Raw genomic sequence first — 21749 nt, forward strand, 5'->3', positions numbered from 1 at the left:
GTCCAGAGACTCGCATACACACAGCATCACACGCACAACCCGGGACGCTTCGTCGATGATCATTCGTCGAGGATCATTCGTCGACGCCGTGTCCCCGTTGTTGTGCATCAACATCTTCCCCACTCACCACGCGGTGGGTAGGTGCACTGACAAGCCCCTCTTATAGGGGCGATCAACATTATTAGTTTAACGTTTATATTCTTTTATTTTTTTGTTTTTGTTTTTGTTTTTGTTTTTGGTGGACTTGCTGGGATTCGAACCCAGGGCCTCCGCCTTGCAAAGGCGGCGATCTTCCTGCTGATCTACAAGCCCCTTTTCAAGGCGTTGGCACGCCCAGTCGTGTGTCTTTGTTTGTTTGGTTGTTTTTCGAGTCTTGTTTCTTGTCGTTCTTGTCTGTGTTATTCGTTAGGAGGTGATCCAGCCGCAGATTCCCCTACGGCTACCTTGTTACGACTTAACCCCCCTTACAGAACGTGAATTCGAGCTCTTCAAGGAAAAGAGTCCTTATTCACGCCCCGCTCGGGTGGTTTGACGGGCGGTGTGTGCAAGGAGCAGGGACGTATTCACCGCACTGTTTTGAAATGCGATTACTACGGATTCCATCTTCATGAGGGCGGGTTTCAGCCCTCAATCCGAACTAGGGACAGGTTTAAGAGATTAACTTCACCTCTCGGTGTTGTTACCCATTGTCCTGTCCATTGTAGCCCGCGTGTAGCCCGGGATATTCGGGGCATACTGACCTACCGTCGACCAACCCTTCCTCTGACTTAGCGCCAGCAGTCTCCACAGTGTACTCGCCGTCCTCGCGGACGCGTTAGCAACAGTGGACATGGGTCTCGCTCGTTGCCTGACTTAACAGGACGCCTCACGGTACGAACTGACGACGGCCATGCACCTCCTCTCAGCTAGTCCGGCAAGGTCTTCGGCCTGGCCTTCATTCAACTGTCGATCCCGGTAAGCTTCCCGGCGTTGAATCCAATTAAACCGCAGGCTCCACCCGTTGTGGTGCTCCCCCGCCAATTCCTTTAAGTTTCAACCTTGCGGTCGTACTTCCCAAGTGGCCCGCTTCGCGGCTTCCCTACGGCACCACGATAATTCACGATTATCGTGACACCTAGCGGGCATCGTTTACGGCTAGGACTACCCGGGTATCTAATCCGGTTCGTGCCCCTAGCTTTCGTCCCTCACCGTCGGACCTGTTCTGGCGAGACGCCTTCGCCACCGGTGGTCCCCGAAGGATTACAGGATTTCACCCCTACCCCTCGAGTACCTCTCGCCTCTCCCAGTCCCAAGCAATGTAGTATCCCATGGGCGCCCAACGGTTAAGCCGCTGGATTTCCCAGGGGACTTGCAAAGCCGGCTACGGACCCTTTAGACTCAATAATATCGGCCACCACTCGAGCCGCCGGTATTACCGCGGCGGCTGGCACCGGTCTTACCCGGCCCTTGCTAACAACCGTTTTTTAGACGGTTGGACAGGCACCTTAAGAAGATGCCACTCGATGTCCCCCTATCGCAGATTGCCTGCATTGTAGAGTTTTCGCGCCTGCTGCGCCCCGTAGGGCCTGGATTCGTGTCTCAGAATCCATCTCCGGGCTCTTGCTCCCACAACCCGTACGGATTACAGGCACGCCGGTACGTTACACCGGCGTCAACCTAATCCGCCGCAGACCCATCCAAAAGCCTCTCGTTTCAACCACCAGGCCATTCCAGCAATTGGTGGCCTATCCGGTATTATCCCCAGTTTCCCGGGGTTATCCCGGACTTTTGGGCAGATTGTCCACGTGTTACTGAGCAGTACGCCGAGGGCTCACCCCTCACGACTCGCATGGCTTAATCGGACACCGATAGCAGTGACCTCTGGCAGGATCAACCAGAAATATCGCACACCACAAACCAAGAAACAAAGACTACTCGAACAACCAACCAAACAACATCAGAATCGCGACCACACCAAAAAGGTGCGCCCCTCGAATCCTCACTATAGTCATAGTATAATCTCAACTCTTATCGAGATTTTATACTATGTGTTATTTCAATATATAGCTTTCTATCAATTATAAGCGGCGGATGTCAAGCTCGCCTTATCAATGGCGATCTTCACATACGGGCCACATTTTTATGCGGCCATCCCGTTACGCCTGAATTGCGGACTATAGAATGGCATTTTTCATATATAATAATTTCGCTTAGTGTCTGCTTATTTTAGATATTTTCTTGAACGTTTAGTCGCTGGGTAGGTTGATGTAGCCTTCGTATACTAGGCCGCTTAAAGTATCGATTGTCACCTTCATTCCGTCCTTAAACCTTGTGGTAGCGTCCTTGATGCCCACTACGACGGGTATGCTCATCTCCCTGCCGATGATGGCGCTGAAAGACGTGAGCCCGCTTTCTTCGCTTAATATGGCAGACGCCTTCTTTATGTCATCGATGCGGTCGATGTTAGCTTCTTTTATCGCGATTATATCGCCTTTTTCAATTTGCCCAAAATCGGCAGGGGTTGTTATGACCTTAACGAGGCCTTTTACTATACCCTTTCCAATGCCCATCCCTTGCGCCATTTCTTTTGCAACTACGTGTATCTTCATGATGTTGGTCCCTCCGGGTATGCCGGTTAATACCCCGGCCGTTATGACGACCAGGTCGCCATTTTTAATATAGCCATATTTCAGGCAGGAGCTCACGGATTCATCTATCAGGCTGTCGAGGTTCGGGGGCTTCCCTATTCGGACCGGAAAAATTCCCCAGGATAGAGTTAATTGGCACATGACGCTACTGCTATTGGTCACCGCGTAGATGGGTATTTGCGGCTTATATTTGGATACCTTTCTCGCTGAATAGCCGGTCTGTGTTGCTGTAATGATCGCCTGCGCTTTGAGGTTTCGGGCGGCCTCTGTGGCCGCAAAGGCCACAGAATCCGTGATGGACAGGGATGGCGATGGAATTTTTGCGGCGATGACGTGCTTATAATAGGAGGACGATTCGGTGTATTCCGCGATTCGGGCCATGGTCTCTACCGCTTTTATCGGGTATTCTCCAAAGGCGGTTTCCCCGGATAGCATGAGGGCGTCGGTGCCGTCGAATACGGCGTTTGCCACGTCCGTTGCCTCTGCGCGGGTCGGCATGGGGTTCCTTATCATGGAGTCGAGCATCTGAGTTGCCGTTATGACCGGTATAGCCCTTGCATTACATTTTGAGATGATCATCTTTTGTACGATGGGCACTTCCGCCATGGGTATCTCTATGCCGAGATCGCCCCGCGCTACCATTATGCCGTTCACCACGTCGATTATCCCGTCTATGTTCTTGACGGCCTCGTGTTTCTCGATCTTGGCTATTATGGGCAGGTCTGCCCCCTTATCCTCGATGATCTTCCTCAGGTCCAGCACGTCCTGTGGCGTCCTGACGAAGGACATTGCTATCGTGGTGACGCCCTGGTCGATGCCGAACAGCAGGTCTTTTACGTCTTTATCCGTGATAGACCTCATCTTTACGGTAGAGTGCGGCAGGTTTATGCCCTTTCGGTCCTTTAGCTCGCCCCCTCTCATGACCTTTGTGACAATATCGGTATCGCTTACGCTTTCCACCGTCAGCTCTATGAGGCCATCGTCGATGAGCAATGCTTGGCCTGGCGATACCGATTCTATTATTTCTTTAAAGGGCACGTTTACTTCTCTATCATCGCCTGGCACATCCCTTGTGGTTAGCACGTATTGCTGCCCTGGCTTAAGGATGACCTTTTGGCTTAGCGTTCCAATGCGTATCTTAGGCCCCTGCAAATCCATTAGGATGCCTATCGGCACGTTCAGCGCCTCAGAAACGTATCGTACATTCTGTATCAATTTTGCATGGTATTCGTGCGTAGCATGTGACATGTTAAGCCTTGCGACGTTCATGCCCGCCTTTATGAGGGCCTCTATCTTGTCCTGGGTATCGCACGCGGGGCCCAGCGTACAAACGATCTTTGTCTTCCTCATGGTGGCCAGCCTACTATAAAATAATCTATATAGTATGATTTATCTCTTTTCACCGTTTTTCTCTGATAGCGTACAATAAATTATTAAATGAGCATAGCCATACTCATCCTACATGAAGTGTGTGGTAACGGGCGGGGCTGGGTTTATTGGAAGCCACCTGGTGGACAGGCTGCTCGCCCAGGGCAATGAGGTAACCGTGATCGATGACCTGTCGGGAGGAAGGCTGGAGTTCATCGAGCAGCATTTTCCGGATGACCGTTTTAGCTTTGTAAAGATGGACATATCTGGCGACCGGCTGATTAAAGGCCTTAAGGGCGCTGATATAGTATATCACCTGGCTGCCAACCCGGATGTGAGGCTGGGTGCGGAGGATACGAAGGTTCACTTGAAACAGAACGTGATCACGACGTATAATGTTCTGGAGTCAATGAGGGTTTTTGGCGTGAAGAAGATCGCTTTTACCTCGACTTCTACTGTGTACGGGGAGGCAGCGGTAGTGCCGACCCCGGAGGATTACGGGCCTTTGATGCCGATATCGCTGTATGGCGCTTCAAAGCTCGCGTGCGAGGCGCTCATAAGCTCCTATTGCCATACCTTCGGCATGGAATCCTGGCTTTTCCGTTTTGCTAATATAATTGGCAGCCGTAGCACGCATGGGGTCATATATGATTTCATAAATAAACTGAAAAAAGACCCTTCGAGGCTGACTATCCTGGGCGATGGCAGGCAATCGAAATCATATCTTCACGTTGACGATTGCGTAGACGCCATGCTGTTCGCGGTGGAGAGGCAGGATGGGCCGGTGAATATTTTTAATATTGGTTCAGAGGATCGCCTGGACGTCACGAGTATAGCCCGGATGGTCGCGGCGGAGATGGGGTTGAACGATGTGAAGCTTGAGTATACGGGTGGCGCGAGGGGGTGGGCAGGCGACGTGCCCTACATGTGCCTATCGATAGACAGGATCAAGGCCCTTGGATGGAGGCCGAAGCATAATTCGGAAGAAAGCGTGCGCCTCTGTATAAGATCGCTTCTGGGACAAAAAGGTTAGATGTGCTTATATGTACCACGATAAGAGGATGAAGGACATCGAGAAGAAAATCGATGAATACCGTATGAAGGTCAAGGATTCTGGCGACCTTAAGGCGGAGAGTGGGGTATTCGACGCTCCCACGCTGAAGACGCTTTACACGCTTGCGAGCAAGGGCATAATAAAGGCGATGGGCGGCGTAGTTTCTACCGGAAAAGAAGCTGACGTTTTCCATGCGTTAGGGGAGGATGAAAGGGAGCTGGCCATTAAGATATACCGGATTACGACTAGCGATTTCCAGAAGATGCAGGACTATTTGATAGGAGACCCGCGCTTTGAGGGCATCAGGGGCACGAAAAAAGACATCGTGTTCGCGTGGACGAAGAAAGAACATAGAAACCTTGAGAGGGCGATGGAGGTAGGGGTACGCGTGCCGCGGCCGGTCACCTCGGAGAGGAATATTCTCGTGATGGAGTTCATCGGCAAGGACGAGGTGCCGGCTCCCAGGCTCAAGGATGTCCGGCCCGAAGACCCGAAGGGCATATATAGTAAGGTGGCAGAATACATGCGCCTGCTATACCAGAAAGCGAGGCTGGTTCACGGCGACCTCAGCGAGTACAACATACTTCTATATGAGGGCGAGCCGATAATAATAGACATGGGGCAGGCAGTCATGCTGGATCACCCCATGTCGAGCGAATTCCTGGCAAGAGATATAAGAAACATCGTGAAGTACTTTAAGAAGATGGGCGTAGACTGTAGTGAAGAGAGGCTTAACGCCTATATCATGAAAAAGGACTGATAGTAATGCAAGAGCACATCAAGGTCCCGCAGGACAGGATTGGCGCAATCATAGGCGTCGAGGGAAACGTTAAAAAGGCCATAGAGGAGAAAACAGGGGCTACGTTAGACGTTGATAGCGAGAGCGGGATTGTCGTCGTACAGTCCGAGGCGGATGCCTTGAAGGCGCTCAGGGCGGCCGAGGTAATTAAGGCCATAGCAAGGGGCTTTAGCCCTGAGAAGGCCCTGCGGCTGCTGGATAATGAGGACCTCATCCTCGATATTATGGACCTGTCGGTGCTAAGCGACTCGCCTGCCGACCTTAAGAGGATAAAGGGGCGCATAATAGGCAAGGGTGGCAAGACTCGTGAGGTGATAGAGCAGATGACCGGTGCCAGGCTGTCCGTCTATGGGAAGACCATAAGCATAATCGGCGATGCTGAGCAGCTTGCCACCGTTCGTGCCGCCCTTGACATGCTCATCGATGGGGCGCCCCATGGTGCCGTCTATAGCTATCTAGAAAAGCGGCGCCGTGAGCTGAAGAGGTCTCAGCTGGAGTCTATTTATTGAAGATTAAAGGGATATGAAGACCGCTACGGCCATTTTTCCTTTTCTAATTAGTTTCAGACAGCTCTCGAAAATACTATATCTATATGGTTGTATATTCTCACTTCCCTGAGTGTGTGATCGTAGTGGCGGCGAGCATAGTCTCATCCAAGCAAAAGTGGAAGGAGTTCTTCACGCGGTATTACAAGCCAGCCATCCAGCAGCTTGCCGTATCCGACGCGAGGACAAAGTCGCTCACGGTGGAGTTCCAGGATATCGTTAAATTCGACGTGCGCCTGTCGGAAGAGCTTCTCAGCAACCCGGGCAAGGTGCTGAAGGACGCTGAGGACGCGCTGCCGCTGGTAGACCTGCCAGTTAAGCGGAAGGTCTCCGCTTTCGTCCGCATTGTGAAAATTCCAAGAAAGATGCAGGTGCGTGACCTCAGGAGCGACCACATTAACACGTTCGTGTCCATAGAGGGCACCGTCAGAAAGATCACAGATGTCCGGCCTCGCATCATCAACGCGGCGTTCGAGTGCGCCCGCTGCGGCAACATCCTTTACCTTCCACAGGAAGGCACGGGCAAATTCCTGGAGCCGTCGTATTGCCCCTGCAACGAGGAGAAAAAAGGCGTTTTTCGCTTATTATTCAAAGAGTCAACTTTCGAGGACTACCAGCGCATAAAGATACAGGAGTCGCCCGAGGACCTGAAGGGCGGCGAACAGCCCCAGACACTGGACATCAACGTTAGCAACGACCTCGCTGGCATCGCCACGCCTGGCGAGCGAATAGTGGTCAACGGGATATTACGATCCATACAAAAAATCAACCGGGATGGCAAGACTGTCTATTTTGACATATACATGGATTGCAATTCTATAGAGTTTGAGGAGCAAGAGTTCGATGAGCTGGAGATCACTCCTGAGGATGAGGAGGCCATACTAAAGCTATCCAGAGACCCTAATATTTTCAAGAAGATCACGAACTCGATAGCCCCCTCTATATATGGCTATGACGAGGTTAAGGAGGCTATCGCATTACAGCTTTTCTCGGGCATAGTTAAAAACCTGCCCGATGGTACAAGGATACGCGGGGATATCCACGTCCTGCTGGTCGGCGACCCGGGCATCGCTAAGTCGCAGATATTGCGCTATGTCGTAAACCTGGCCCCGAGGGGGGTCTACGCCTCGGGCAAGAGCGCCTCGAGCGCGGGGCTTACTGCTGCTGCCGTTAAGGATGACTTCGATGGTAGCTGGACCCTGGAGGCTGGCGCTCTGGTGCTTGCGGACAAGGGCATAGCAGCCATCGATGAGATAGATAAAATGAAGCCGGAGGATAGGAGCGCTCTGCACGAGGCAATGGAGCAGCAGAGCATAAGCGTGGCCAAGGCGGGCATTTTAGCGACCCTAAAATGCCGTTGCGCCCTTTTAGGAGCCGCAAATCCAAAACTGGGCCGTTTCGACCCCTTTGATAACATAGCCGACCAGATAAACATGCCGCCATCGCTGATGTCACGATTCGACCTGATTTTTATACTTCAGGACAAGCCCGACGAGAAGAGGGACGCGAGCATCGCGGGCCACATCCTAAAATCACATTACGCAGGGGAGCTAAACGCGCATAAGCTCGTCGATAACTCCTCGATCACCGATGAGGCGCTGGCCGAGGCGATGAAGCCGATAAAGCCCGACATAGATAGCAACCTGCTGAGAAAATACATCGCATACGCTAAGCGCAAGATATTCCCCATCATGACTGACGAGGCCAGGGAGCGCATCACGAAGTTCTACCTCGAATTGCGCAAGCCGGGCGAGGCTGAGAACAGCCCCATAGCTGTCACGGCAAGGCAGCTGGAAGGGCTTGTCAGGCTCTCCGAGGCGAGTGCCCGGATGCGCTTGAGCGACAGGGTTACGCCCGAAGACGTCGAGCGCACCATCAATATCATCATGACCAGCCTTAAGCAGGTTGGAATGGACCGCGAAACGGGCAAGCTGGACATCGACATATTGACGGTGGGCGTGGGCAAGTCCCAGCGCGAGCGCATAAAGGACCTTAAGAACATCATAGTGGACCTCGCTCACGAATATGGCACAGGCGGCGTGCCGCTCGACAAGATCATAGAAAAGGCGGGTGAACACGGCATGGCCAAAGACAAAGTTGAAAAGGAAATAAAGAAATTAAAGGAGATAGGAGAGATATTCGAGCCAAGAGTGGGCTATTACAGCCATACATGATCGCAGGATGATGTGCGTGTACCTTAAAGTCTATAACGTGGGTGAAGAGGTTCTCGTGGCTGTGTGCGACGAAGGCCTCCTGGGCAAGGAGTTTTCCGAGGGCGAAGTACACCTTAAGGTCTCAATGGCCTTTTATGGCGATGAGAGCGCCGACTATGATGAGGTGGTTTCTGCGCTGCAAGATGCTACCATAGCCAACCTTGTGGGCGAACAGAGCGTGGCGTGTGCCGTCGAGAATGGCTTCGCTGACGCTTCAGATGTCATATACATTGAAGGCGTTCCGCACGTGCAAATGGTATGCATGTAAGCATGGGCATCCGCCACGAATGCTAAACATTTTTATATAATGAAGATTAATTATTTATGTAATAAGCCAGGATATAAATATTAATGAATGATATAGCGTTCTATTAGCTTGAAAAGCTGGTGCACTGAATATGGAGATAGACCTTCTCAACAAGAAAATTTTGCAGCTTCTACAAAAGGACGGCAGGATCACTTATAAAGACATAACCAAAGAGATGGACCGCGCCGAGTCAACGGTGCGGGAGCGCATCGGCTTCATGGAAGAGCAAAAGATCATAGAAGGCTACACTGCCATCATTAATAAGCCCAGAGTTGGCCTGAACAGGAGCGCTATAATCTATGCGAGGGTGCCCACCTCCAGCTTCGATGAGGTCACGAATAACCTAAAAGCCGTCAACGGCGTGCTGCAAATTTACAGGACGAGCGGCGACAAGAACCTGGCATTTTTCATGGCCGCTACGGATGACGAGGAGATGAACCGCACCATCAAGAACAAGATAGCGCCGCTTGGCGTGACCGACATTGAGGTGTCCATCATCCTTGAGGCGGTGAGGGAAATAGCCGAGGTGAACATCCTCAGCGTCGAAGAGAAAGCCGAGATGGAGGAGAAGAAGAAGCAAAAGGAGATGGCCCGCGCCCATAAGCCCGTGAAGGGTGAGAAAAAGCTTGGAGCCGCCCTCGAGAGCTCCTACGAGAACTTTAAGGTTCAGGTTTAATGAAAAGTCTCTAAGAAGCCCATGTAAGGCTCTAAATTTTTTTTAACTTGGAGCCTTACATAGACTGGTCGTCGTGGAGGCGGAGGTTGATGCGCTCTTCAAATTGCTTTACGGCCCTTAGCATGTCCTCCTGGGTGAGCTTCGTGCGGTCCTCGGTAAGGGCGTTAAGCACCGCCTCACGCACGATAAGCCTCAGGTCGGAGCCAGCGTAGTTCTCGGTCCTGTCGGCCAGGGCGTCGATGTCGAACTTGCCGTCTATCGGCTTCAGCACGAGCTCGAATATCTTCTTGCGCATCTCCCTGTCAGGGAGCGGGAACATGACTATCTCGTCGAAGCGCCTCCACACGGCGTTGTCGAGCAGCTTCGGGTGGTTCGTGGCGCCAATTAGAAGGACTCCATCGTTCACAAGGCTTATCTCGTCAATGCATTTCAGCAGCGTGTTTACCGCCCTCTTTATGGCCGCGTGCTCGTCCGAAGTCCTCGTCTTGGCCACGAAATCGAACTCGTCGATAAATAAGATACACGGGCTAAGCTTTTTCGCCAGCTCGAACACCTTATCTATGTTCTTAGAGGTCTCCCCCAGGTACTGGGAAGTAATCATGGACAGCTTGACCTCAAGGAAGGGAAGCTTCAGCCTGGCGGACATGGCCCTCGCCGTGGAAGTCTTGCCCGTGCCCGGCGGCCCGACGAACAATAGCTTGCCTATCTCACGGAGTCCTATTTTCCTGAGGTAGTCTCGATACTGGATGGCCTTAACGATCTTCTCGACCTCTGCCTCCTGCTCCGCGGTGAGGATGATGTCGTCTAGCTTCTGGCCTATCTCCTCAGGGGCGAGGATGTGGACAAGCTTGAGCATGTCCATGGATTCGGCGCCCTCGTCGGCTATGCTCTTGCTCAGGCCGTCAATCCACTCCCTTCCCGACTCCTTGGTCGGGTTCCTGGCCCTTACCTCCTTATAGTCTACGTTGAAGTTCCCGTAATTCTGGTAATAATATGCCAGCACGGGGTTGTTGTTTATGCGGTCGATGACGTCCTTCTTGGCAAACCACTTCGTGCCCAGGTCTAACACGGTCAAGGTATAGATGGAGCCAAACTCGTCGAAGTTGACGAAGGGCAGCGAGGACATGATGTCCTTAGCATTATCGAGGCCGTAGATGGCCTTGATGTCTGACTCTACCACCTTTATGGGCCTGTTGACCTTCTTCTGCTTGGCGTCCCAGTAGTGCTTCCTTATCCTGGGAGGCAGGTCGTCTTCGTCCAGGTTATTGGAGTTATTGTATATCTCTGCCGTTAGCAATAGCTCCAGGACGTCGAGCACTGCGTTCCCGTTGATGTTTGCCATGTTTACCTTCTCACTTCGATTGGTTGATTTTAATTATAGACCTAGTTCATAAATTCTTTTAAAATATAAATCTTTTGGAGGGTGGTCTTATCAGAGGATGGCCATGCTTATTATCTGTGTGAGTATGTCGCCGTATGCGATAGCCGCCACGAATCCCGCAGTTATTGGTATGAGGAAAGGTATCTTGGGCGTGACCCAGACCCGCTCTCCTATCCTGCCCTCCTTCTTCCACTTTAGCAGGTCATCATAGGCCTTATCATCTATTTCGACGCCCCCCAGGGCGCGCTTCTTTTTGATCCGCCCCTCTTCATCGGAGTAGCGGTGCATGAGCCTAACGTATTTACCTTTCAGGCCTTCAATACGCGTCATATAGCCCATGAAAGAGTTAAAAGGATTTGAGGCAAGCTCGCTTAAGGGCACGTTAAAGAGGTTATATATAAAGACGGCGATGGGCACGGCCAGGTTAAGGACGAGCGCGTTGCCGAACACGGCGAGGCCGAAGAAGAGGGACCTCGTGACGTCGGAGATTGGCAATGAAAGGCCTAGGAGGCCGATATGCGGGTAATATGGGAATAAGATGGCGATCGCTATGAGGGCCTTCGCATCCGCCCCGCCGAGGCCTGCCATGCCGAAGTGCTGGAAGAGGTAGTATAAAAAGTATACAAGGACGAATATGAAGGCGACGCCAAAAGCCCATGAATACATGAGAAAGACGTTGAAATTTGAGATGTATAGCTCTATGAGGCCCAGGATGATGCCGATGCCGCCCAGGATGTACCAGAGCTGGTTGGGAGCGCGGCGTACCTTCCAGTCGGTCACGCACGAGTATCCCAGAATGAGAAGACAGGCGGCTACACGAATTATGTTCAGCAAGTTCATCGTGTGCCAGTCGAGCATAGCCAAGAGATTATCCCTATGGTATAAATGCTTTTTCAAGCCCTTCCGGATGCTGGCTTATTCTACTAATTGTATCATCGTCGTATCCCTCGTCAGGAGGGAAGAGGGTAACGCTGGACGTGTTAGCCGAAGGCAGGAGGCACAATCCGGACGATATTAAGGTCCTCGTAGAAATTGCTTAAATGACCCTTAATAATTGGCACTTCTTTTACGATTAACGCCGGGCGTGCATCTCTTGCGGGATGTATTGCTGAAGGTCATGCGTGCCGACCTCTTTCTCTATTTCGCTGACGCGGCCCACGAGGCCCCTGAATCCCGTCTCTCCGAGGAGCTTTTTTTCTTCTGCTTCCATCTCCTCCTTGATATCCTTGATATAGCCTTCTGTGACGATATCGTAGAACGTGGGGAAGACGACCGTTTGCTCACGGGACATATGGGGCCGATACATGTATACGAGCGAGCAGCATAGGCCTGTAACCCTCTTCACGCCACTTTCGTCCATCGGGCTGCCCGGAGACGTCCTCTCCAGGATTTCACCTGTAAGCCTTTTAGCCACGTCATGCTGGTATTGAAGTATGTCAATTAACTCAACTATGTAGTTGGCCTCCCTGAACTTAGGGAAGATATAGCGCTCCTCGCATCTATCATGATGCTCCCCAATGTAATCCTTAAATATTCTTGTGGCACCATTTACTGCGCGGGCATTGAACCCCATGCCCGAGGCGGCGTCATTTATCACCTTATCGTATATGAGAAGTAAGCGCTCCAGAACCCCATGCTCCTTTGATAGGTCCTCGATGGGAGATGCGACTCTCTCCTCAAGAGCTTCGCCTTTTTTCTTTATAGGCTCGTGCGCTTCCGCCTGTAGAAATATGCCGACCGTAGCGAAAGGATTCCTGGATCGAGCGCTTCTGCCATTCCTCATCATTATCACCAGTTGAGAACTATTGACTATGCAAGGATAAATTGTCACAATAAAAAAGCCAATTCATGGCTGATAAACTTCAAATATGATAATAAACCCGCGTTGATTTTTATGAAATGATGACTCCGGGCAAAGTTGCTGTAGGCACAAAAAACTTGTTCATGCCATCGCCTGTTACGCTTGTAGGCGCTAACGTTAATGGAAAGCCCAACTTTCTAACCGTAGCATGGTGCAGTATCGTAAATAACTTTCCGCCAATGGTCTCCATATCCCTGTACCGAATAAGGCATACCAGGGCGGGCATAAAGGAGAACGGGACGTTTAGCGTTAACATACCATCATCAAGGCAAGTCGAGGTAACCGACTATTGCGGCATATTCTCGGGCAAGAATGTCGATAAGTCCAGGGTATTCGACTGCTTTTACGGTAAGCTGAAATCGGCCCCTATGATAGTCTCATGCCCCATGAACATGGAGTGTAGCCTGCATTCCACGCATAGCATAGGCACCCACGACCTTTACATCGGAAATATCGTCGAGATATACGTTGATGAGGATTGCCTAACTGATGGAATGCCGGATATTAGGAGAATCGACCCCATGGTGTGTACATGGAAGGGTAACTACTGGCTAATCGGGGAGTTCGTGGCTAAGACGTTTGACGCAGGAAAACGATATAAGCCCTAAAGCGCAGGGCCCCCGCCGACGTATTCATAAGGGCAAGCCATGTCGATTCTATATCGAGGGAAATCCATACTTATCCAGGAAGGCAATTAAGAGGCTATACACTCTATTAAAAAAGTAGGGGAGTTCATTCCCTTACCATTTTTATGGATTTAGAGGGGCACTCGTTTGCGCATATGCCGCAGCCCTTACAGTAGTCATAGTCGATGTTGAGTTCCCTATCTATGCAGGCTTCCGGACAGTATAGGATGCAATTGCCGCACTGCTTGCAGCTTTCCTTGTCAAGGACGGGCTTGAAGGTCCTCCATGTGCCGGTCTTGCCACCCGCCCCGGCCTGCGGCTTCGACATGGGAGTTAGCGGCATGTCATCACAGATGCTCATGAGCTTCGCCTCCTGCTTTAAGGCCATCTTCTTCATGCTATCACCTTTTCATAGGCAGCGCGCGCCGCCTGTACGTTGCGCTCGTCCTCGAACATATCCCTGATCGCCTTTTCAGCGGACTCGAGCTTTACCACGCCCAGCCTTGCCAGCGCCCCCAAAATTGGGGTATTCAAAATGGGATTGCCCGAAAGGACCAGCCCTAAGGATAGCGCTATGTCTGTCACGTTAACACGGGCGACCCTGAATTTACTGTACTTAGGGCCTTTGAGCTTATCTCCATTATCCGTGTTTACTAGCAGCAGTCCTCCATCTTTTAATCCCTCTGTGACGTCAACCAGGTCCATGATGCCGTCATCCAGGACTACTACGATGTCTGGCTCATATATCTGGCTCACGACCTTAATGTCATGGTCGGAGATGCGGGTGAAGGAGGTGACCGGCGCACCCCTACGCTCCGCACCGTATAATGGGAAAGCAGTGCTATACTTGCCCTCAAGGAACGCCGCCTGGGCCAGAAGCTTGGATGCCGTGACTCCGCCCTGGCCGCCTCTCGAATGGATACGTATCTCCAGCATTAGTCCACCCCCAGCCAGAACTCGCCCTCGGGCCTCGCCTTGCGCACCAGCTCCGCTATTACCTCATACCTCACATCCTGGCCGCCAATTCCCGCTATGATATTATAAACGGGCACATCATGGTGGAACCTTATTTCCTGGGCCAGTATGCCGCCTGCGCCGTATGAGCAATCCCTGTCCAGCGCTACGACCTTCTTTCCTTCCAGGCCTAGCCTTGGGAAAGGCCTGAACTGCCTCACCCTCATGGAGCCTACTTTTAGGCCCTCCTTTCTTAAAAGGTCTACCGCCACCTCTGCTTCGCGGGCCATTGTGCCCATGCCCACGATTATCGTATCGGCATCATCTGTACGGTATTCCATCACGGGGCCATACTTGCGGCCAAACCGCTCCGCGAACTCCCTCTCGACTTCACGGCACTCTTTATCGGCCCGCTTCATGGCGTCGTGTATCATGCGCCGGAACTTGAAGTAGTCGTTTGGCCCGGTAAGGTTCCCATAAGACATCGGGTTTTTGGTGTCAAGGGCGTGTGGAAGGCTTATTGGCGGTATGAAATCGCCTGATGGGGTTACGTCTAGCGGCTGGATGGCGTGGCTCAATATAAAGCCATCCAGGCAGACCATGGCAGGCAGGCAGACCTTCTCCGCAAGCCTGTAGGACATCAGGATGGTGTCGTACACCTCCTGGACCGTCGCCGCGTAGAACTGCATCCAGCCAGTGTCACGCTGGGATAGCGAGTCTGAGTGGTCCGCCCAGATGTTCCAGGCTGGGCCTATGGCCCGGTTTATATTGGCCATAACGATGGGAAGCCGCGCTCCGGCAGCCCAGTGTATCATCTCGTGCATGTAAAGCAGGCCATGGCTCGAAGTGGCCGTGAAAGCCCTAGCGCCACTGGCAGAGGCCCCGATGCATGCGGCCAGAGCCGAATGCTCGCTCTCGACTCTTATGTAAGAGGCGTTCATCTTCCCCGTCTCTACCAGGCTCGCTATGGTTTCGACGACCTCGGTCTGAGGAGTTATCGGATACGCGGCGACGACCTCGACGTTCGACTCTTTTACCGCAAGGGCCGCCGCCTGGTTACCCGTGGCCATCTTCTTCATTCCGACGCCTCCTTCGCGTTCTCAATGCCCGCCAGTGCCCTTATCCTGTCCATCTCCTCGTCCACCTCTTTTTGCAGGCGCTCGAGGTTGACGCCCTTAAACCTTCCCTGCGGCCTCACGTAATCCGCAAGGGGCGCCGGCCTCTTTAGCGCAGCCTTAGTTGGGGCATTCAGCTTAACCTTGCCATCCTCATACTCGTAGAGGAACCACATTCCGCACCTGACCGCCAGCCTGCCCAGCTCCACGGTCTTTTCGGTCGAATAGCGCCAGCCAGATGGGCATGGGCATAATACATGGATGAACTTGGTGCCTTCGATGGTTAGCGCCTTCCTGACCTTCTCGTAAAGGTCTTTCGGGTATGCCGCGGAGGCGCTTGCCATATACTTAGGCCTGTGGGCCATTATTATGAGGTCTATATCCTTTTTCGAGTCTTTTCTGCCCGTGGGCGTGGTCGTCGTGATCGCACCATATGGGGTGGAGCCGCTCTTTTGCATGCCCGTGTTCGAGTATGCCTCGTTATCATAGCAAATATATAGGATGTTGGCGTTGCGCTCGATGGCGCCAGAAAGGGCCTGTATGCCGATGTCCACCGTCCCGCCGTCGCCGGCGAAGACTATGATGTTCTTGCCCTTATTCCGCCTGGCGGAGGCGATGCCGTCCGCCGCCGCGGCCGCCGCCGCGAACGCGATGTTTAATACGGGTACGCCATAAGCGGTCTTTGGATAGGTGCCCTGGCACACCGTCGAGCAGCACGCCGGGTTCACGATGATCGTGTTCTGCCCCGCGGCCTTGAGGATATAGCGCAAAGCCAGCATGGCGCCGCACCCGGCGCACGCGGTATTGCCCTTTAATAGGTACTCTTCCTGGGGGATGTCGTCAAGCATCAAGTTCACCTTTTTTTAGAAACACACGAAATTGGTGCTGGATTAGGTATTTTCAATAGTAATATAAAAGATTATGGTTTATGGCTTTCCTTAAAATAAAAAATGGGCATGATAAGCCAAAAAAGCTTGCTACAGCTATAATAACGGTATAAGGGCGCATAATGCGCACATTATAACCGATATCACGCTAATTAATACCATATTATCAAGTAAGTTTTATTGCAGCCTGTATTATTAGACAAAAGTAGGGGTGTTAGACCGGTGGATATGCAGTCCGCAGAAATTGTGGCAAACGCCAGAAAGGCGGTAGAGGTTGAGCCGGATAGCGCAGAAGCGCATTTTCAGTACGCGAGGCTGCTTGAGCGAGAGGGCATGCTGGAAGAGGCCTGCGCAGAGTACGCGAAAGCCTGTGAGATGAGGGCTGATTTCGTCGATGCTCACGTATGCTGCGGCAGCCTCTTAAGAAGGATAGGCCGCGCCGGGGATGCCGAAATACATTATAAGATAGCCATTAGCATGGACCCCGGGAATTACTACGCACGTTTTAGCTATGCCGCGCTGCTCGAAGATATGAAACGCTATGATGAGGCGGAGGAAGAGTATTTAAAGGCAGCGAACATCCGGGCTGGCGAGTAAATGGAAAATGCGCTTTATCTGGCGAGATGATTTTTAAACTTGTGGCAGAAGCCATCTTATTGTGTTTGATCATGCCTACGCTTATAGTATATACGCAGCCGACGTGCGGGTATTGCCGCGAGCTTAAGGAGTATCTGGCTAAAAACAATATCCCTTATGAGGAGAGGGACATAACGAAAGATAGGGCGGCATGGGACGAGCTTGTCAATAAGTATAAGGCCCGTGCGACGCCGCTCATCGTGTACGGGGATAAGACGCTGCTCGGGTTCAACGTGGACGAGCTGAGGAAGATGCTAGGCATCGAGCAGGCGCCGGCGCGGTAGGCCTATGGATACACGGCTGGCTCTGATGCCGTGCCGCTCGCGTGCTCTTTTAGGTAGGCGGCGCAGAGCATATAGGCCCTAAGTATTTTGTCCTTATCGATATTTGGGACGCCGCAGCATACCAGGTGTATGTTCCTGGTGTCTTGGGTCACTTTAGTATCGTCAGAGTCACGATACGGGTATATCGCTATGATCCTGGCATCGTCTGCCAGCACTACCTGGTTCGGCTTTAGGCTGATGGGCGCTTTCATGCCGATGCCCTGGAAGGCCTCGCCCTGATGGGCAAACCTCATTAAAAGGCTTCCATCAAGCTTGTCGGCGTCGAAGGCTGCGATGGGGACGCCGCTCAACGCGGAGGCCAGGTTATAGGCGTCTACCGCCGTGTTTATGCACGGAAGCCCTCCTCCTGACAGCAATCGCCTTATCAGCGCCTCCGAGGCTGGCCTCGTCTTCGTCGGGTCAATTCCCACGCTCCAGAAGAAATCCCTGTACGCCCTGAAAGTCGGGTCATCTTTAACTCCCTCCAGCGTATAGCGTGACCTGATATCCTCCGCCACCTCTGCTTTCAGCCTTTCCAGGCCCGAGCTTTCAATGCTTATCGATAGCTGTTTTATGTCGCCTTCCACCACGCTTATTCCCGGAAACCTTTCCAGGATTTCCCGGCTGAATTCCATGATGATAACCTCATGACAACGGTTATATGTAGTACATGATATTTGATATTGATGGCTCTTCGGACAATGCTGAACTTGAGGCTGGCCTTTCTCACTGCCTGGGCTATCGCCATCGTAGCTGTAATCTTATACGTGGGTCCTGAAAATATTTTAAGGGAGTACGGGCATGTGACTCCTTCTGGCATCCGCGATGTGGTCTTATCATATGGCCCGCTATCCGCCGTAGCCTATATAGCATTGCATGCGATGCGTCCGTTCACGTTCCTGCCTGTCACCCCTTTCACTATCGCAGGCGGCTTCATCTTCGGCCATGCCTACGGCCTGCTTCTCGCAATGCTGGGGACCACCTCCGCCGCCGTGATCACGTTCGCCATGTCGCGATACCTCTTCAGAGATTACGTGAAGAAGAGGCTGGCAGGTAAGTATGCAGGGCTTGACGATAGGCTTAATGGGCAGGGAATCCTGATTGTCGCGGCCATGCGGATGGTCCCGGTCATCCCTTATGACGCCGTGGGATATCTCGCTGGCGTCTCCAGCATTGGCTTCGTGGAATACCTTTTGGGGACGCTTCTCGGCGAGCTGCCCGGAGCATTCGTGTTGACGATGCTGGGGAGCAGCCTCGATAACATAAGGTCCCCCCTATTCATGGTAAGCCTCATCCTCGCAGCCCTGCTGATACTGCTGCCGGAAATTTACAGGCGAGTATCGGGAAAGCCTCAACAATAAGATTTAACCGTCTTGTAAGACCACATAATATGAGGTAAACTCTATGGCGCTCAGGTTCTATAATACGCTGACCTCGAAGATAGAGGACTTCGTGCCCATCAACGACAAAGAAGTCAAGATGTACGTGTGCGGCCCCACTGTCTACGATTACTGCCACATGGGACACGCCAGGGCCTACGTCGTCTTTGACACCATCCGGCGATACCTCCAGTATAAGGGCTATAAGGTCACCTATGTTCAGAACTTCACGGATATAGACGACAAGATACTGAGGAGGGCGGCTGAGCTGAATGTGCCTCCCCTGGAGCTTGCGGAGAAGTTCATCGAGGCCTATTTTGAGGACATGGATCGCCTGAACATATTGCGTGCTGACTACTACCCCAGGGTTAGCCAGAACATCCCTTCGATAATTAAGATGATAGAGGCGCTGGTGGATAAGGGCTACGCATACGTTTCGGATGGGAGCGTATACTTTAGCGTTGATAGGATGGCTGATAAGGTGGGGGTCCTGTCGCACCAGTCTTATGACGCCTTGAAGGTGGGGGCGAGGGTAGAAGTTGATGAGCGTAAGCGGAACCCTATGGACTTCGTGCTCTGGAAAGCCTCGAAGCCCGGGGAGGCCATCTCCTGGGATAGCCCGTGGGGCCCCGGCAGGCCAGGCTGGCACATCGAGTGCTCGGCGATGTCTCTTCAAGCCCTGGGCCCGAACATAGACATCCACGGCGGCGGCATGGACCTGATATTTCCGCACCACGAGTCTGAGATAATGCAGACGGAAGCGTATACGGGTAAGCCTCCATTCGCAAGGTACTGGATACATAATGGCTTCATGCTAATCAACAAGGAAAAGATGTCCAAATCGCTGGGTAACTTTTTCCTGGTCAGGGACGTCCTTAAGATATACTCGCCGGACGTTGTTCGTTTGTTCATATTAAATACCCACTACCAGAGCCCTCTCGATTTCAGCGACGCCGCCCTTGATGATACCAGGCGTGGGCTGGAGCGCATTAGAAATGCCCTCGCGGGCGTGGAAAACCGCCTAAGGAGCCCGCTACAAGGCGCTACAAGGATAGCTGGAGCGCGCAGCCGCCTTGAGGAGAGCAGAAAAAGGTTTGAAGAGCGAATGGACGATAATCTCGACACGAGAGAAGCTATAGCTGAGATATTCGAGCTAACGAGAGACGTGAACAGGTGGCTGGCCGAGGGAGACATGCCGGCGGAAGAATGGAGAGAGGTGCTCGACCTCTACGGGGTATACTCGAGCGTGCTGGGCATCAAATGGTCTGGCCCCATGGACGGGCTATTCGCATCCGAGCTGCTCCAGCTTATCGTGGAGATAAGGGATGCGGTTCGCAAGAAAAAGGACTATGAGACCTCGGACATGATAAGGAAGCGGCTCAAAGAGCTTGGCATCGCCATTGAAGACACAAAAGAGGGCACAAAAATAAAGCGTATATAAAAATGGTTCAGGCAGGATTATGCCTGAACCTCGGAGTACGCGGGGTATTGAATGTACCCGGGATATGCCGGGTACGGGTATGTCGGGTATATGGGATACGGGTAGCCTGGATACGCCGTGCCCGGCCCTGGATATACTGGCCCTGGCGTCGGCTTTACAGGCTCCACGGGCTTCTTGCCATTCATGAAGTCGATGGCGCCCTTCACGTTTATCCTGCCGTAGCCATAGTCGTTATTCGGGCACTTGCTGCCCTCTGGCTTAGCGGTCTTCTCCAGTATCTCCTTAGCCCTCTGCGGCGTAAGCTTGGGGTCCATCTGCACGAGGAGGGCGATGGAGCCGGATACCATCGGGCATGCCATCGACGTGCCGCTCATCTTTATATAATACTTATCGATGGCCTTATTATTCATTATCCCCGCCGCCCTGCATGATATGATGTCCTTGCCAGGGGCGGTGATGTCAGGCTTTATCCGGCCATCCTTCGTAGGCCCTCTAGAGCTGAATGATGCTATCATGTCGCCCTTATCAGTCGCGCCCACCGTGATGGCGTCAGGGCTATCGCTGGGGCATCCGATGGTCTGCCTGCCTGGCCCGCTGTTGCCCGCCGCGCACACCACGATCTTGCCGTTCTTTACAGCTTTAGATATGAGGTCGTCAATGGCCTGCGAGTGCTCGTCAGAGCCGAGGGACATGGATATTATCTGCGCATCGCTCCTGGCAGCGTAGTCTAATCCCTTCATTATGGTGGAGAGGTTCCCCGAGCCGTCATTGCCCAGCACTTTGATGCCTATGAACTCCACTTCTGGCGCGACTCCCTTATACTTGCCATTCGACGCTGCGCCGGAGCCGCCGATTATCCCGGCGCAGTGGGTCCCATGGCCATGGTCATCGTATGGCGTGTTCCTGCCATTTACGAAGTCCTTCCATTCGACGACCCTGCCCTTAAGGTCGGGATGGCTCGCATCTATTCCAGTATCGACTAAAGCTACTTTTACGCCTTTCCCTGTATAGCCCAGATCCCATACTTGCGGGACGCCCATGATACCCGTAGCCTTATCCAGCGACACGCTGAACGTGACGTCCTTCTCGACGTATTTCACGTCCTTGAGCGCTTTGAGGCTGTCGGCGTTACCGCTGGGCATGCTTATGGCCACGCCATTAATGGCATCATACCTGTAGATTATCCGTGCATTATAATCCGACGCGAAGCTCGTTATTTGGTCATCTAAGGCATTTACCATGCTGTTACTTTCATTGAAGACCACGATGTACGTATTTGAGTCGTTCGCACGCGTTGCGGCCGCAGGCGTGCCAGCGTTTGCGAGCATTGCCCCGGCAAGCAGTATTATGCTAATGATGACGGCAGCCAATATTCGTTTTTTAATTGATTACCCCTCCCGGTGGTTGTATTCCTGGTAATTTCACCATTTATTAAATACTTTCTCGATTAATCGAATTATTTTCGCTTACATGCCTTGATATTTCAATTTGTTTAACTATTCGCTCATTTACGATTAAATATGGTATTATTTGCAAAAATAGCAAGAAAGATGGCCT

At 52.3% G+C, this 21749-nt stretch carries 21 protein-coding genes, 1 tRNA gene and 1 rRNA gene; 11 read left to right on the plus strand and 12 right to left on the minus strand.

Translation table 11 applies throughout. The annotated features are described in order from the left end of the window. Positions 1-236: 236 nt before the first annotated feature. The 3 genes from MTC_RS08725 to pyk all read right to left on the minus strand — a co-directional run bounded on the left by MTC_RS08725 (position 237) and on the right by pyk (position 3977). Positions 237-312, minus strand: a tRNA-Ala gene (locus MTC_RS08725). A gap of 95 nt (positions 313-407) precedes the next feature. Further along, positions 408-1880, minus strand: a 16S ribosomal RNA gene (locus MTC_RS08730). A 345-nt stretch (positions 1881-2225) separates the two neighbouring features. After that, the gene (pyk, locus tag MTC_RS08735; protein ID WP_014406327.1) at positions 2226-3977 is read right to left on the minus strand and encodes a pyruvate kinase; all 1752 of its coding nucleotides are present in this window, start codon (positions 3975-3977) and stop codon (positions 2226-2228) included. A 112-nt stretch (positions 3978-4089) separates the two neighbouring features. Between pyk and MTC_RS08740 the strand changes: the two genes are divergently transcribed. The 6 genes from MTC_RS08740 (at position 4090) to MTC_RS08765 (ending at position 9589) form a co-directional block, all read left to right on the plus strand. Next, complete coding sequence (locus tag MTC_RS08740) at positions 4090-5028, plus strand: NAD-dependent epimerase/dehydratase family protein (RefSeq protein WP_014406328.1); 939 nt, start codon at positions 4090-4092, stop codon at positions 5026-5028. 10 nt (positions 5029-5038) lie between these two features. After that, a complete protein-coding gene (locus MTC_RS08745; protein ID WP_014406329.1) occupies positions 5039-5809 on the plus strand; it encodes a serine protein kinase RIO in 771 nt (256 codons plus the stop codon). A 5-nt stretch (positions 5810-5814) separates the two neighbouring features. Then, positions 5815-6357 carry a KH domain-containing protein gene (locus MTC_RS08750; RefSeq protein ID WP_014406330.1) on the plus strand — a complete coding sequence of 181 codons (543 nt, stop codon included), beginning with the start codon at positions 5815-5817 and terminating at the stop codon, positions 6355-6357. 83 nt (positions 6358-6440) lie between these two features. Further along, positions 6441-8567, plus strand: coding sequence for a minichromosome maintenance protein MCM (locus MTC_RS08755; RefSeq protein ID WP_014406331.1), 2127 nt, complete (start codon positions 6441-6443; stop codon positions 8565-8567). A gap of 7 nt (positions 8568-8574) precedes the next feature. Further along, complete coding sequence (locus MTC_RS08760; protein ID WP_014406332.1) at positions 8575-8874, plus strand: DUF424 domain-containing protein; 300 nt, start codon at positions 8575-8577, stop codon at positions 8872-8874. A 130-nt stretch (positions 8875-9004) separates the two neighbouring features. Then, a complete protein-coding gene (locus MTC_RS08765; protein ID WP_014406333.1) occupies positions 9005-9589 on the plus strand; it encodes an Lrp/AsnC family transcriptional regulator in 585 nt (194 codons plus the stop codon). Positions 9590-9644: 55 nt separating this feature from the next. On the opposite strand, the gene MTC_RS08770 is transcribed toward MTC_RS08765, so the two are convergent. From MTC_RS08770 to MTC_RS08780, 3 genes are all read right to left on the minus strand, one after another. After that, on the minus strand, positions 9645-10931 hold the full coding sequence (locus tag MTC_RS08770; protein WP_014406334.1) for an ATP-binding protein: 1287 nt from the start codon (positions 10929-10931) through the stop codon (positions 9645-9647). Positions 10932-11021: 90 nt separating this feature from the next. After that, the gene (locus MTC_RS08775; RefSeq protein WP_048189251.1) at positions 11022-11828 is read right to left on the minus strand and encodes an A24 family peptidase C-terminal domain-containing protein; all 807 of its coding nucleotides are present in this window, start codon (positions 11826-11828) and stop codon (positions 11022-11024) included. Between the two features lie 214 nt (positions 11829-12042). Continuing rightward, a complete protein-coding gene (locus MTC_RS08780) occupies positions 12043-12756 on the minus strand; it encodes a hemerythrin domain-containing protein (protein WP_014406336.1) in 714 nt (237 codons plus the stop codon). Between the two features lie 113 nt (positions 12757-12869). Between MTC_RS08780 and MTC_RS08785 the strand changes: the two genes are divergently transcribed. Beyond that, entirely contained in the window at positions 12870-13439 is a 570-nt protein-coding gene (locus tag MTC_RS08785) for a flavin reductase family protein (protein ID WP_014406337.1), read from the plus strand. A 124-nt stretch (positions 13440-13563) separates the two neighbouring features. Here MTC_RS08785 and MTC_RS08790 read toward each other — a convergent pair whose 3' ends face one another. The 4 genes from MTC_RS08790 to MTC_RS08805 are packed head-to-tail and all read right to left on the minus strand — an operon-like array spanning position 13564 to position 16374. Then, complete coding sequence (locus tag MTC_RS08790) at positions 13564-13800, minus strand: 4Fe-4S binding protein (RefSeq protein WP_048189625.1); 237 nt, start codon at positions 13798-13800, stop codon at positions 13564-13566. 50 nt (positions 13801-13850) lie between these two features. Next, entirely contained in the window at positions 13851-14393 is a 543-nt protein-coding gene (locus tag MTC_RS08795) for a 2-oxoacid:acceptor oxidoreductase family protein (protein ID WP_014406339.1), read from the minus strand. Further along, on the minus strand, positions 14393-15490 hold the full coding sequence (porA, locus tag MTC_RS08800) for a 2-ketoisovalerate ferredoxin oxidoreductase subunit alpha (protein ID WP_014406340.1): 1098 nt from the start codon (positions 15488-15490) through the stop codon (positions 14393-14395). The genes MTC_RS08795 and porA overlap by 1 nt, the downstream gene beginning before the upstream one ends. Further along, entirely contained in the window at positions 15487-16374 is an 888-nt protein-coding gene (locus MTC_RS08805; RefSeq protein WP_014406341.1) for a thiamine pyrophosphate-dependent enzyme, read from the minus strand. Before MTC_RS08805 ends, porA begins: the two co-directional genes overlap by 4 nt. 267 nt (positions 16375-16641) lie before the next feature. Here MTC_RS08805 and MTC_RS08810 point away from each other — a divergent pair, with 267 nt between their 5' ends. Both MTC_RS08810 and MTC_RS08815 read left to right on the plus strand, forming a co-directional pair. Next, positions 16642-17010, plus strand: a complete 369-nt coding sequence (locus MTC_RS08810; protein ID WP_014406342.1) for a tetratricopeptide repeat protein — start codon at positions 16642-16644, stop codon at positions 17008-17010. 26 nt (positions 17011-17036) lie between these two features. Then, positions 17037-17333 carry a glutaredoxin family protein gene (locus MTC_RS08815; protein ID WP_014406343.1) on the plus strand — a complete coding sequence of 99 codons (297 nt, stop codon included), beginning with the start codon at positions 17037-17039 and terminating at the stop codon, positions 17331-17333. A 2-nt stretch (positions 17334-17335) separates the two neighbouring features. On the opposite strand, the gene MTC_RS08820 is transcribed toward MTC_RS08815, so the two are convergent. Then, positions 17336-18007: a B3/B4 domain-containing protein gene (locus MTC_RS08820; RefSeq protein ID WP_014406344.1), complete on the minus strand. Its 672-nt coding sequence runs from the start codon at positions 18005-18007 to the stop codon at positions 17336-17338. A 51-nt stretch (positions 18008-18058) separates the two neighbouring features. Between MTC_RS08820 and MTC_RS08825 the strand changes: the two genes are divergently transcribed. Together MTC_RS08825 and cysS are read left to right on the plus strand one after the other, a co-directional pair. After that, the gene (locus MTC_RS08825) at positions 18059-18733 is read left to right on the plus strand and encodes a TVP38/TMEM64 family protein (RefSeq protein ID WP_143767118.1); all 675 of its coding nucleotides are present in this window, start codon (positions 18059-18061) and stop codon (positions 18731-18733) included. 43 nt (positions 18734-18776) lie between these two features. After that, positions 18777-20192 carry a cysteine--tRNA ligase gene (cysS, locus tag MTC_RS08830; protein ID WP_014406346.1) on the plus strand — a complete coding sequence of 472 codons (1416 nt, stop codon included), beginning with the start codon at positions 18777-18779 and terminating at the stop codon, positions 20190-20192. Between the two features lie 17 nt (positions 20193-20209). Here the strand turns inward: cysS and MTC_RS08835 are convergent, their stop codons facing one another. Continuing rightward, complete coding sequence (locus MTC_RS08835) at positions 20210-21562, minus strand: S8 family serine peptidase (protein ID WP_014406347.1); 1353 nt, start codon at positions 21560-21562, stop codon at positions 20210-20212. Between the last annotated feature and the right edge of the window lie 187 nt (positions 21563-21749).

It is taken from the genome of Methanocella conradii HZ254 (assembly GCF_000251105.1).
Taxonomy (GTDB): Archaea; Halobacteriota; Methanocellia; order Methanocellales; family Methanocellaceae; genus Methanocella; species Methanocella conradii.